The sequence below is a fragment of the Pedobacter sp. ok626 genome, assembly GCF_900100435.1.
Classification (GTDB): Bacteria; Bacteroidota; Bacteroidia; order Sphingobacteriales; family Sphingobacteriaceae; genus Pedobacter.
The window spans coordinates 166950-179939 of record NZ_FNEX01000008.1 but is presented as its reverse complement, the minus strand read 5'-3'; the positions used below and the strand labels follow the sequence as shown (position 1 = coordinate 179939).

Sequence of the window (12990 nt, the reverse complement as noted above, 5' to 3'; positions counted from 1 at the left end):
TTAGCTTTATTGTATCGAAAAAAAAAGCGTCTCGGGATTTCGAGACGCTTTTTTTATGCGGTGAGCTTATTAGTTTCGGCTATAATTGCTTTTCTAAGCGTATCAGAGACTTTTACAAGCGGCAAACGAACATGGTCATCACATATGCCCAAATGTTTTAACGCGGCCTTTACGCCTGCAGGATTGCCCTCTGCGAACATCATTCTTGTGATTTCGATTAAACTTAAGTGCTTTGGCTGTGCAGCAGCATAATCACCATTAAGTGATAACCTGATCATATCAGACAATTGTTTCGGGAAAGCATTTCCAATAACAGAAATAACTCCAACAGCTCCTAATGAGATCATAGGCATAGCAACTGGATCATCTCCGGAGATCAGTAAGAAATCAGCAGGTTTATCACGCATGATCTGGTTAAACTGATCAAAATTGCCAGAAGCTTCTTTGGTGCCAATGATGTTTTTGAAGTCGCTAGCTAGTCTACATGTAGTCTCAGGACTTACATTACTTGCAGTACGTCCAGGTACATTGTAAAGAAAAATAGGCAATGAGCTACTTTCGCTGATGGCTTTATAATGTTGATATATTCCTTCTTGTGTTGGTTTATTGTAATATGGGCTAGCAGATAATATGGCATCGTAACCATTAACCTCGAAAGTTTTAATGCTGTTTGCTACTTCAGCAGTGTCATTGCCACCAATACCGGCAACCAATGGCAAGCGGCCATTATTAACTTCGGCAGTAAATTCCCATATCTTCTGCTTATCTTCTTTATTTAGTGTTGAGGCCTCTCCTGTAGTACCTAATGATACCAGATATTCAACCTTTCCTTCAATTAAGTGGTTGATGAGTCTTTTTAACCCATCGTAATCTACCGTTCCATCTGCATTAAAAGGCGTAACTATTGCTACCCCTGTTCCGTGAAATTTGTTCATTTTTTATTCTTTACTTCAATAGCTCTAATAAATCATCCTCTGAAATAAGCGGTACGTTTAATTTTTTTGCTTTTTCTAATTTGGATGGTCCCATATTATCTCCGGCAACAAGATAATTAAGTTTCGCAGAGATGCCGCTTAATATCTTACCACCATTACTTTCAATCATGTTTTTGAGCTCTTCTCTGCTATAGTTTTCAAAAACGCCTGAAATTACGAATGTTTTTCCAGTTAACTTATCACTTTGTAATGTAATTTCATTTTCTACTGCTTCAAGCTGCAAACCATAGGCCTTTAAAAGCGCTATTTGCTGTATATGTTCAGGTTTTCCGAAATATTCAATAATGCTTTCAGCAATGCGTTGACCTATTTCGTCAATGCTTACCAGTTCCTCCAGGCTAGCTGAAGCCAGATTGTCGATATTTTTTGTACCGAAAGCTAGTTTTTTTGCAACAGTTTCACCTACATATCTGATGCCTAGTCCGAATAAGACTTTCTCGAAAGGCATTAGTTTGGAAAGTTCAATGCCCTTTAGCATGTTCTCAATGGATTTTTCGCCAAAACGCTCCAAGGTTTTTAAATCTTCGGCTTTTTCATGTAAGGTATATAGATCACTGATGTGATTAACCAGTCCACGCTGATAGAATGTTTCAATCGTCTCGTCGCCTAATCCATCAATATTCATGGCTTTTCTACCAATGAAATGTTGGATTTTTCCAACTATTTGTGGTGGGCAGGCCTCATCATTTGGACAGTAAAATGCTACTTCACCTTCTTTTCTGATCAATGGTGTGTTGCACTCCGGGCATATTGTTGGGTAAATAACAGGTACAGCTCCAGCTTTACGTTTATCGACGTTTACACTAATAATTTTTGGGATAATCTCACCGCCTTTTTCAACAAAAACACTGTCGCCTTCGTGCAAATCCAGGCGCTCTATTTCATTGGCATTGTGTAGTGTTGCTCTTTTTACTGTTGTCCCCGCAAGTTGTACTGGTTTTAGGTTGGCAACTGGGGTTACCGCTCCGGTTCGGCCTACCTGATAGGTAACCTTCTCCAGAATTGTTTCCACTTCCTGTGCTTTGTATTTGTAAGAAATAGCCCAACGTGGAGATTTCGCTGTAAAGCCCAATTCTTGTTGTTGCGCGTAGCTATTTACTTTAATCACGATTCCATCAATGTCGTACGACAATTTGAAGCGTTCATTTTCCCAATGCTGGATAAATGCCAATACCGAATCAATGTTATTAGTTAGTTTAGTATGTTCACATACATTAAAACCCCATTTTTTTAAAGTTTGTAGACTTTCCCAATGTGTTTTAAAGTAGTCTTTGTCTGTATTTAATGAGTAGAGAAAACAATCCAATGGACGCTTTGCTACTTCTGCTGAATCCTGCATTTTAACAGTGCCAGCGGCAAAGTTTCTAGGGTTGGCATATTGTACTTCTCCTAATTCTTCGCGTTCTCTATTCAATCGCTCAAAAGCAGCCCGGTGCATAAATATTTCACCCCTAATTTCAAATAAGGGTGGTACGTCCTTAGCCTTTAATTGATGCGGAATGGTCTGTATTGTTTTAACATTTGTGGTCACATCATCACCTTGAGTGCCGTCGCCACGCGTTACTGCTCTTACGAGTTTAGAACCGTCGTAAGTTAAACTAATGGATAATCCATCAAACTTTAGTTCACATACATATTCAAAGTTTTCACCTATCGCTTTTTTTATTCGCTCATCAAAATCCCTCAAATCCTGTTCGCTATAGGTATTGCCCAATGATAGCATTGGCCATTTGTGCTTTACAGTAGTAAAAGTTTTCGTAATTTCTCCACCTACCTTTTGTGTAGGGGAGTTGGGGTCGGCAAATTCAGGATGTGCCAGTTCTAGTTGATGTAGCTCTTCTAATTTTTGATCAAAAGTATAATCAGCAATGGTAGGCATAGCCAACACATAATAATTGTAACTGTGCTGGTTAAGCTCCTTAACCAACGCTTCCATTTTGTCTTTTACCTCTAATATTGACATAGTCTGCGAAGATACAAATTAGCTATAGTAGCTGATTTAGATTTGAAGAATTTTTTACCTGGTTTTTAGCTGTTCTTCAATGTCCTTAAAAATGGATAGGTAATCCGTTTTAATAGTGTCCTTAAATATATCAAGTTGTGCTGTTAATTCGGATAACTGAATTTCTGTAAATGGATTGTTCCATAGGCGTTTACAAATCTGGTTGAGCGCATAAGATATGTTCTCTATTTTTTGATAACTGAAGAGATATCTGCTGGAAATGAAACTGTTGAGGAATTTGAAAAATACATCGGTATCTTCTAAAGAAGATGTATGTAAGAAGTCGTTTAAGGCAGTTTTATTTGCGCGGGTCAGCTGATCGTAAAAGGTATTGATGTTAACCAATCCATCTACCGTTAGTAAATGGTCCAAAACCAACTCTAATCCGATGTGCGCTAAAAAAAATGGTTTAACCGGACTGTTTTCGCAAGATGGAAGGATCAATTGTTTCAGTTCATTAGTGCGTTGCTGAAAGAATGGCGATGAGTGAAAGATCTGATCTACTTCTATGTGTTTTTTCCAACCATTTAAGATCGAGATCTGATGTGGCTCTTCTTCAAATAAATGCCTGATTTTGAGTGGGTATAGGTTGTAATCTTTTTGCGCGTTTTTAATAAAATCTGGCAATACAACTCCTAATACCATATTTTCATCTGGATTATTTCTTTCAAAATAAAAATGGGATAAGAAGTTCATGGAGCTAAAATTAACGATAATTGTTCAATAAGCCGTTTTAAGCGGTTATCAAATTTAAGGATAACCTAGCTTTTCCTATATTTGCGGACAAAAGTAGATTATAATGACCAATTTCGTTGAAGAGTTACGCTGGAGAGGCATGTTACAGGATATGATGCCTGGCACTGAAGAAAAGTTAAGTGAAGGAATGACATCTGGCTATATAGGTTTTGATCCGACTGCAGATTCCCTGCATATTGGACACCTTACACAGATCATGACACTTATTCATTTCCAACGCGCGGGACATAAACCCTATGCTTTGGTAGGTGGGGCTACAGGAATGGTTGGTGACCCTTCTGGAAAATCTGACGAGCGAAATCTTCAAACCGAAGAAACCATTGAGCTTTATCTGGCAGGAATGAAGGCGCAACTTTCTAAATTCCTTAACTTTTCGGAAGAAGGTAATGGTGCCGTAATGGTTAACAATGCGGATTGGTTTAGAAATATGAATCTGTTTACCTTTATCAGAGACGTTGGTAAGCACATCACGGTCAACTATATGATGGCTAAGGATAGTGTGAAAAGACGCCTTGAGGGTGATTCTGGACTCTCTTTTACTGAATTCTGCTATCAATTGATCCAGGGATATGATTTCTACTATTTATGGAAAAATATGAACTGCCTTATTCAGATGGGTGGTTCGGATCAATGGGGGAATATCGTTACCGGTACAGAATTGATTAGACGTAAAGATGGGGGGACGGCTTTTGCAATCACAACTCAATTGATTAAAAAGGCAGATGGTACCAAGTTCGGCAAAACCGAAAGTGGTGCGGTATGGTTAGATCCTAAAAAAACTTCTCCTTATAAATTCTACCAATTCTGGTTAAATGCTTCTGATGAGGACACCAAAAAATGGATTAGGATATTTACGTTAAAAACGCAAGAAGAAATTGAAGCGCTGGAGGTTGAGCATAATGCTGCCCCTCATTTACGTATTTTGCAAAAAGCTTTGGCTGAAGATATTACCATCAGAACCCATTCAGAAGAAGCCTTAGAAACCGCAGTGAAGACTTCTGAATTCTTGTTTGGAAATGGCTCATTAGCGTTTTTTAAAACATTATCCGAAGCTCAGGTTTTAGAAATCTTTGAAGGTATTCCTCAATTTTCAATTTCAAAAAAAGAATTGACAGAAGGGATCGATGCAGCGACGTTACTTGCTGAAAAATCAAGTGTGTTTGCCTCAAAAGGAGAAGCAAAGAAATTGATTCAAGGTGGCGGTGTGTCTGTAAACAAAGAGAAATTGAAAGACCCGGCAGATAAACTAAGCACTTCTGACCTCTTAAATGATCAGTTCATTATCGTTCAGAAAGGTAAGAAGAACTACTTTTTGCTGATTGCTAATGCGTAATTAGCTGGTTTAGGTAAAGTTGGGGTGTTTTTATTGGGGTTGATGTGTTGGTTTATCGGACAAAAAGAAGTATATTTGTGTATAATGTCTGATGGAGATGAAAAAGAAACCAGAAACCAACACCGAATTATCAGAGCCAGCTGTAGCCTATGGGGCGCTAAATCAAACCTCGTTATTAGGGCTTTTAGGTAGTAATTATGCGGTGTCAACAGATTTTGATCTGCTAAATCTTGCTCGTAAAGGAGTTTCTAAAAAGGCATTGGTAAGCCTTGTTAAACAAATTTCCCTTACTATTCAGGAGGTGGCCAGTATCATGCATATCTCAGAACGTACGCTACAGCGTTATACTCCAGCCACACTCATTAAAACCGAACATGCCGAAAAGGCCATAGAATTGGCCAGATTGTACCAGCGTGGTACAGAAGTTTTCGGTACGCTGGATAATTTTAATGATTGGATGAAAACGCCCAATTATACCTTAAACGGAGAAACACCTTTAAACCTTTTGGATACTTCTATAGGCTTTGAGCTTATTTTACAAACACTTGGTCGCATAGAATACGGTGTTTTTAGCTAATGTTACTTTATAGGATTTCGCTTTGTAAGAGAGCCAGAGATATGAGTGGCGAAGGTGCCAGATTATTTGGCGGACGCTGGAACAGTGTAGGTGTGCCTATGTTGTATTTGGCCAGCAGCAGAGCATTGGCAGCCCTTGAAGTATTGGCGCATTTCACTACCGTACAAGATCCTGAAAGTTTTTGTATGACTGTTTTTGATGTTCCTGATCACAGCATTGAAGAGTTGGAAAAGCATCTTTTACCTAAAAATTGGAATAGTTTCCCTTCGCCATCTTTGTTGAAGAAAAGGGGAGATGTTTTTGTAAAAAACAATAGTAGCTTGCTGTTAAAGGTTCCTTCAGCAATTGTTGAAGATGAATGCAATTACATTTTAAATGTAAATCATCCTCTTTTAGCTAAGGTGAAAATTGTAGATAGTAAACCGTTTATATTTGACAAGCGATTGTACTAACCTACCAATAGGTTGCAGCCCCTGATATCGGCATTATCGAAACGACCTAGCACTTCAAATGAACCATCCGGAAATAATCTGCCCAAGTCTTGCGTTGCAATAAAAGCACAGGAGTTGATATTGGCCAGATCTATTACATTAATCCCACCGGTTCTGTTGTTCGGCGCTAAACTCAAAGGGTCATTGGTATCACGAAGGTAGATCTTCATCCAGGCTGGACTGTTGAATATACCAATTCCTGAAGAATAAGCTTGAGATAACAATTCGGTCATCCCGTATTCACTGTGAATGGTATTTACACCAAAACCTTCTTGCAAAAGTTGATGGAGTTCTTCACGTACCATTTCCTTTCTTTTACCTTTCATACCACCGGTTTCCATTACGATTAGATTTGGAAAATGTAGTTTATGCTGCTCGATAAAATCCAGTAAAGCATAGGTAACGCCTATTAATATGGTCTTTTGATTGGTTTGCTGTAGTTTTTGAAGTTTATGATACAGATCATCATGGTTATGAAGGAAATAACCACTGTCGGGATGTTTACTTTGTTTTAACAAGGCGTCGACCATGTATATCAGTGATGAGCCGTCTCTTTCGAGGTAAGAGGGGAGCAGGGCAAGCAAACAAGTGTTTTCTATCTTCCCATAAAACTGCTCAAAGGCCAGATTAAAACTTTGTTCATACACCTCGACTGCGGTAACCAAATGTCGGCTTTGGACCATTCCTGTGGTGCCCGAACTGCTAAATACAATCTCAGGAGCATTAGTAGAGCTGAGCACCTCGTGTGTTTTAAAAAAGCTGATGGGCAGAAAAGGGATTTGTGCTGAGCTGCTCACCTCCTTTGGATTTATCCTCAGGTGAGAAATATATTCTTTATAGACCTGGCAATTTTTGGCCTGGTGATTAAATACAGCAAGGCTGGTTTGTTCAAACTCATGCACATTGCTGATAGAAAAGATTTGCTTTGTCAGATCAGTCACGCCGCAAAAATACGCAACAATTTTTAATTAAGGATTCGTTTTAGTTACAAGTACGGCTTTTCTGAAATGGTATCCGCAAAAGCCGCTAACTCCTGCTGTAAAAGCACCCAGTAAAGCAGTAAGTACTAATATGAGCCACCAGTCCTGTATACCAAACATTTGGGCGACCCTGGTGGCTAATATATTGTCATTTGGTAGCGTTTTAAAAAGTGCTATAGCCGTCCAAAGTAAGAGGATAGCGAAAAAAGGTGCCCATAAAGCTATTTTACCCGTTTTGCCAATTAACCCGCAAGTAACAAAAGAAATGATAATAATGATCCACCATGGCAATACCATCTGGAGTAAAAAGGATAGGATAACAATTACTATGAATACCATAAGGTTACTTTTTGGATATTTTTAATTGAGAAATTATTTTGGCAGAGGCATCAGTAGCAGACTGCATAAAAAACAGGTCATAGAGTTTTCCACTTGCCCATTTGTCAATCATGTTGTCGTAAAATGGACTGCCAGGGTTGCCCGATTGCCCACCGGGGTATACGCCATGACCTTTTGGCATTTTGCCTAATTCTACTACCATTCGCCAGGAAGGACCATTTCCTTCATTTAATGCATTGATGGTCATTTTGCCGCCCCCAGTTAGCAATACTTTGGATCCAAATCCGGGTATTTTTGCCAGGTGTGGGATGTTGGTGTTTTTTACATTGGCCCATTCCCATGGCTTTCCGATTGAACCATATTTTCTTTCGAGACTATCACAGCCATATTTGAAGGCTTCGTTTACCAGGTCCGAAAGTGTTTCTTTTTGAGGGGTATTTACGTTGTCTATCCATTTGGAGTTTGGTTCTTTTAGGATAAGTTGAACCGTTCGGTCTCTCGATGGGTAGCGCATCGGGATATTAGCAACGGTAAATTCATCATCCCATATGTCAAACATAAGTCGTTTAGTCCAGAAGTCAAATACGCTGGCGGCTACTGATTTTGCATCATAGTATTTGTCCCATGTGGACACAAACCGAAGTGCTTCTTTCTGTGTTGCATTGAGTTTGCTTTTGTCTACCATTGCTAGAATCGTAGGGAGAATATTTTCTGCATGAATGCTATAGCTATCGGTTTGCATGTTGATCATACTGTCTGCAGTAGCTTTATTCATTGCTGTTAGTTTGTCATTTATGCGCTTGCCCCGTTCGTAGGGACTAAACTCCCAGTTAATATAATATGGGTAGGTTTTGTCAGTCGAAGATTGATTTGCGGAGCTTACAAAGCCTCTCGCTGGATTTTTAACCGTTGGATTTTGCGAAGCAGGAATCCATCCCTGCCAGTCGTATTTGGGATCTGTTCCATCCAGAATAAATTTACCTTGATCTCTCCATTTAAGCGGAAATTTTCCATTTGCGGTGATGGCAATATCGTTTTCCGCAGATGCAAAAATGAAGTTTTGAGCCGGTGCAGTGTAATAGGTTAGTGCGTTTCGGTAATCATTGTAGTTTTTTCCTCTGTTTAACAGGTAGAAGGTTTTTAGTTCATTCGATTTATCATGTGCAATCCACCTTAAGGCATTCCCTACAGGTATGTTTTTTGCTTTAGAGAAATCCTTCACTTTTTGGAGGTAAACTACTGGCCCATGGTGGGTATAATACACCGTGTCTACAATATTTTTATCATTTCTAATGACGATGGTTTCTAGTCTGGTGCTGGTATTTTTCCATTGGTTGTTGTACCAATAGTTCTTATGGCTGTCGTCTTTGAATCTAATCTGGTAAAAATCAAGTACGTCAGCTGCTACATTGGTTACACCCCATGCAATGTCTTTGTTAAAGCCAATGATGACACCAGGGGCTCCAGGTAGAGAGACACCATAGGCATTTAAGCCGGGCGCATGTAACTGAATCTGGTACCAGATAGAAGGAAGTGATAAATCAAGATGTGGATCGTTTGCCAGTATGGGTAATCCAGAAGCTGTTTTCGATCCTGATACAGCCCAGTTATTGCTGCCAATTCCCTCTTCTTTTTGTTTAGTTTTTATTGTTCCGGTAAGGGCTTCATTAACAGATGAAGGAACTTGAGGTATCGGCAGTGGGTTGAAATCCCACTTTGTACCCACGGGAATAATTGGATCTTCCTTAAAAGGATAATCCGGGAAAAGGTCTTTCACTACATCCGCACCAAATTTGTTCCTGATATTGGTCATGTAAAACTCGTCGGAGCCCATGGCCAAAACGGCCGACATCTGTTTCAATAACAATGCGCATTTGATTGGCGTCCAGTCCTCAGGTTTAAAATCCAGTATTTTATATTCAATTGGCAGTTGCGATTTTGATAGGGAATGGATATAGGCATTGATACCTGCAGTATAAGCAAGTACCATTTCTTTGGATTTAGGGTCATTCATCATTCCTTCTAAAGAACGTTCTGCGCCGAAAACCATCCCCATTCTGCGCTGATATTTATCCAGTTCTATGGCTTTTTTGCCAACTACTTCTGATATTCTGCCGGCGGCAAACCGGGTTTGAAAATCCATTTGCCATAAACGATGCATTGCCGTTACATACCCTTGAGCATAATAAACATCATGATCATTTTTTGCAAAAATATGGGGGATCATGCGATCATCGAATGCAATGTCAACATTTTGGTAGGTGCCCTTTAAAATTATACTGCGATTTGCTTTTATTGTTGTTGACTCTGCATTTTGCCAGAAACCAGTAAATGGATTTAGGAATTTTAAAACCGGGGGTACATTGCCAAATTTTGTATTCAAAGTATAGGTCAGTAATAAAGGGATGATAATGCAAATGGAAGCTCTAACTCTATTCTTCATAAACCTGGTGTTTTGCTATGGCAATTTAACATAAAACTTAATTGAAATGCAACGAATGATCAGATTTTGTCTTCGAAATATTTAATCGAATAAAATTTGGTAATGTCAAAAATTTAATTAAGTTTATGTTAAGATTTAACTAACGAAAATAAAGTATGAAGAAAATGTTTACAAAGTCGATTTTTGCGCTTTTGTTATGTATTGCTGGCTTAACGGTACATGCACAAAGTGTTGTTATTAGTGGCTTGGTTACAGACAAGTTAACTAAACAGCCAATACCAGGTGTTGGGATCACAGTAAAAGGCACTACAAGCGGAACGGCAACAGATGCGAATGGCAGGTATTCATTTAGTACAACTCGAAAAGCTCCATTTAGCCTGGTTATTTCTTTTCTCGGGTATACACCAGTTGAAATAGAGATTACAGGAAACACTTCCGGAATAATGACAGAGCTGGAGCAAGTAGCTATTCTTGGGCAGGAGGTTGTTATTTCGGCTTCCAGAACACCGGAACGGATTCTTGAATCTCCAGTATCAATCGAACGCATGGGGCAAAGCACAGTTAAAGAGCTTTCTGCCCCTTCTTTTTATGATGCGTTAACGAACATGAAAGGAGTAGAAATTAGTACGCAGAGTTTAACATTTAAATCTATTAATACCAGGGGCTTTAACTCGAATGGTAATAACCGTTTCAATCAGTTTGTGGATGGAATGGATAACCAGGCTCCGGGGTTGAATTTTTCAGTGGGTAATATCATAGGACTTTCAGATCTTGACGTAGATAATGTGGAATTATTGCCTGGCGCTTCGTCAGCGTTGTATGGTGCAGGAGGTATAAATGGAACAATGTTAATGACATCAAAAAGTCCATTTGACTATCAGGGTCCTAGTTTTTCTTTTAAATCAGGTATCAATCATTTGAATGATGACAATACGGGCAACCAGCAGTTTAATCAGCTGGATGTACGTATGGCTAAAGCATGGAACAATAAGTTCGCCGTAAAAGCAACCTTTTCATTCTTGCAGGCTAAAGACTGGCAGGCTGATAACTACAGTAATTTTGATCGCGCAGCACGTACATTTAAATCGGGCGATCGGGCTTCTGATCCAAACTATGATGGTATAAATGTATATGGTGATGAGGTTAATGCAAATTTACTTTTAGCTGCCAGGAGTCTGGCTGGAGGTTTTGCCACTCAATCTCCGACAGGGTATGCACAAATCAATGGCTTAATTAATGCGAATGTACCTTTTAATAACATTAAAGCAGCTCTTGCCGGCAGTCCGGCGCTTCCGTTTTTGGGCGTACTGTATGGTTTAAATAAAGGTACCATAGCCAGTCAAAGTGTTTCTAGAACAGGATATAACGAAGCTAATCTTGTAGACTATGATACGCAGTCATTAAAGGCATCGGGATCTCTTCATTATAAGCTTACACCAACGATAGAAGCTATTGCACATGCAGCCTGGGGTACAGGTACCTCTGTTTACACGGGCTCTGATCGCTATTCTTTACGCAATTTTAGCATTGGTCAGTTTAAATTAGAGCTAAAAGGACAGGATTTCTTTGTAAGAGGTTATACTACCCAGGAACGTTCGGGTGATTCATATATATCTTCTATACTTGGTTCATTTATCAATGAGGCCTATCGTCCCAGTAGTGGTCCAGCTTCTGATCCGACCTCAGGTTGGTTTGCACAGTATGCGTTGGCTTATGCAAATGCGCTTGGCGGGGGAGCCAACAACGATGCAGCACATGCAGCTGCAAGAGGAGTGGCCGACCAAGGACGTTTTATGCCGGGCACACCTCAATTTGAGACAGCGAAAAATGGTATTATTAACAATACGATCTCATCAGGGTTAGGTGCGAAATTCGATGATAAAACCAATCTTTACCATTATGAGGGATTGTATAATTTTTCAAACGCATTAAACAATGTTGTTGAACTGCAGGTTGGGGGTTCTTATCGGATTTATCAATTGCGTTCAGGTGGAACTATTTTCAATGATCTTAATGATAAGATAGATATCAATGAGTATGGCGCTTTTGCACAAGTGGCAAAAAAATTATTTGATGAAAAGTTTAAATTGTCTCTATCTGGACGATATGATAAAAGTACCAATTTTGAAGGGCGCTTTACGCCAAGAATTTCAGGTGTCTACACGGTAGCGCCAAACAATAACATTCGCCTTTCTTATCAAACAGGTTACCGCAACCCGACTACTCAAAATCAATATATAGATTTATCTGTAGCAGGTGGTCGTCAACGATTGATCGGAGGTTTGCCTGAAATGTTGGATAAATACAAGATGCTTACTACAATGAAACCTTATACAGATGTTAGTTATCGTGCATATGATGCTTCATTGGCCGCAGGAGCTCCAAATCCGGCATTGTTAAAAGTTTATGAGTTTGATCCAAGAGGTATTCGTCCAGAAAGTGTTCAATCCTATGAAGTTGGCTATAAAGGCTTGTTAGGTCCTAAATTTTTAATCGATGCCTACGCTTATTACAATCAGTATAAAAATTTTATTACTGCTGTAGAAGTTTACCAGCAACAGGGGACCACTTACCCTTTTCCTAAATTCGGAGTTCCGGTAAATGCTACTGGAAAGGTAACCTCTTACGGTGCTGCTTTGGGAATTGATTATTTGCTGGGTAAAAATTATAATTTAAGCGGAAACGTTTCTTATAATGAGGTCGGTGACCTTCCTGCCGATTACCTCAATGATTTCAATACACCTAAAGTCCGTTATAATCTTGGTCTGGGAAATAAAGAGATCATTAAAAATTTTGGATTTAATGTAAATTACCGCTGGCAGGATGAATTTTTCTGGAATTCATCATTTGCTTCGGGCGTAGTTCCAGCATTTACTACTATTGATGCACAGGTTAACTTAAAAATTCCTTCAGTAAACTCAATGATTAAAGTAGGTGGTTCAAATATTTTAAATAAATATTATATCACCTCATATGGTAACCCTGCAGTAGGCGCGCTTTACTATGTATCTTACACATTTAATCCATAAATTATTCTTTTTCTAAGGTTTAAGGCTCTGATGTTCACGTCAGGG

At 39.2% G+C, this 12990-nt stretch carries 10 protein-coding genes; 4 read left to right on the top strand and 6 right to left on the bottom strand.

Going from position 1 to position 12990, the window contains the following annotated elements; all coding sequences use genetic code 11:
* Positions 1 to 53: 53 nt before the first annotated feature.
* The 3 genes from dapA to BLS35_RS13380 are packed head-to-tail and all read right to left on the bottom strand — an operon-like array spanning position 54 to position 3693.
* Positions 54 to 935 carry a 4-hydroxy-tetrahydrodipicolinate synthase gene (gene dapA / locus BLS35_RS13390; RefSeq protein ID WP_090781771.1) on the bottom strand — a complete coding sequence of 294 codons (882 nt, stop codon included), beginning with the start codon at positions 933 to 935 and terminating at the stop codon, positions 54 to 56.
* A gap of 10 nt (positions 936 to 945) precedes the next feature.
* Positions 946 to 2958: an NAD-dependent DNA ligase LigA gene (gene ligA / locus BLS35_RS13385; protein ID WP_090781769.1), complete on the bottom strand. Its 2013-nt coding sequence runs from the start codon at positions 2956 to 2958 to the stop codon at positions 946 to 948.
* A gap of 54 nt (positions 2959 to 3012) precedes the next feature.
* Entirely contained in the window at positions 3013 to 3693 is a 681-nt protein-coding gene (locus BLS35_RS13380) for an ACP phosphodiesterase (RefSeq protein ID WP_090781767.1), read from the bottom strand.
* A 103-nt stretch (positions 3694 to 3796) separates the two neighbouring features.
* On the opposite strand from BLS35_RS13380, the gene tyrS reads away from it, so the two are divergent.
* The 3 genes from tyrS to BLS35_RS13365 all read left to right on the top strand — a co-directional run bounded on the left by tyrS (position 3797) and on the right by BLS35_RS13365 (position 6115).
* Positions 3797 to 5086, top strand: coding sequence for a tyrosine--tRNA ligase (gene tyrS / locus BLS35_RS13375; RefSeq protein ID WP_090781765.1), 1290 nt, complete (start codon positions 3797 to 3799; stop codon positions 5084 to 5086).
* 97 nt (positions 5087 to 5183) lie between these two features.
* The gene (locus BLS35_RS13370) at positions 5184 to 5663 is read left to right on the top strand and encodes an MbcA/ParS/Xre antitoxin family protein (RefSeq protein ID WP_254778873.1); all 480 of its coding nucleotides are present in this window, start codon (positions 5184 to 5186) and stop codon (positions 5661 to 5663) included.
* A complete protein-coding gene (locus tag BLS35_RS13365) occupies positions 5663 to 6115 on the top strand; it encodes an RES family NAD+ phosphorylase (protein ID WP_090781761.1) in 453 nt (150 codons plus the stop codon). Before BLS35_RS13370 ends, BLS35_RS13365 begins: the two co-directional genes overlap by 1 nt.
* Here the strand turns inward: BLS35_RS13365 and BLS35_RS13360 are convergent.
* From BLS35_RS13360 to BLS35_RS13350, 3 genes are read right to left on the bottom strand one after another with little or no spacing between them, the layout of a single operon-like run.
* Complete coding sequence (locus BLS35_RS13360) at positions 6112 to 7095, bottom strand: LuxE/PaaK family acyltransferase (protein WP_090781759.1); 984 nt, start codon at positions 7093 to 7095, stop codon at positions 6112 to 6114. The two genes, BLS35_RS13365 and BLS35_RS13360, sit on opposite strands and share 4 nt — an antisense overlap.
* 27 nt (positions 7096 to 7122) lie before the next feature.
* Positions 7123 to 7473 carry a hypothetical protein gene (locus BLS35_RS13355; RefSeq protein WP_090781757.1) on the bottom strand — a complete coding sequence of 117 codons (351 nt, stop codon included), beginning with the start codon at positions 7471 to 7473 and terminating at the stop codon, positions 7123 to 7125.
* A 4-nt stretch (positions 7474 to 7477) separates the two neighbouring features.
* Entirely contained in the window at positions 7478 to 9916 is a 2439-nt protein-coding gene (locus BLS35_RS13350) for a penicillin acylase family protein (protein WP_090781755.1), read from the bottom strand.
* A 155-nt stretch (positions 9917 to 10071) separates the two neighbouring features.
* Between BLS35_RS13350 and BLS35_RS13345 the strand changes: the two genes are divergently transcribed.
* Positions 10072 to 12945, top strand: coding sequence for a TonB-dependent receptor (locus BLS35_RS13345; protein WP_254778871.1), 2874 nt, complete (start codon positions 10072 to 10074; stop codon positions 12943 to 12945).
* Positions 12946 to 12990: the final 45 nt, after the last annotated feature.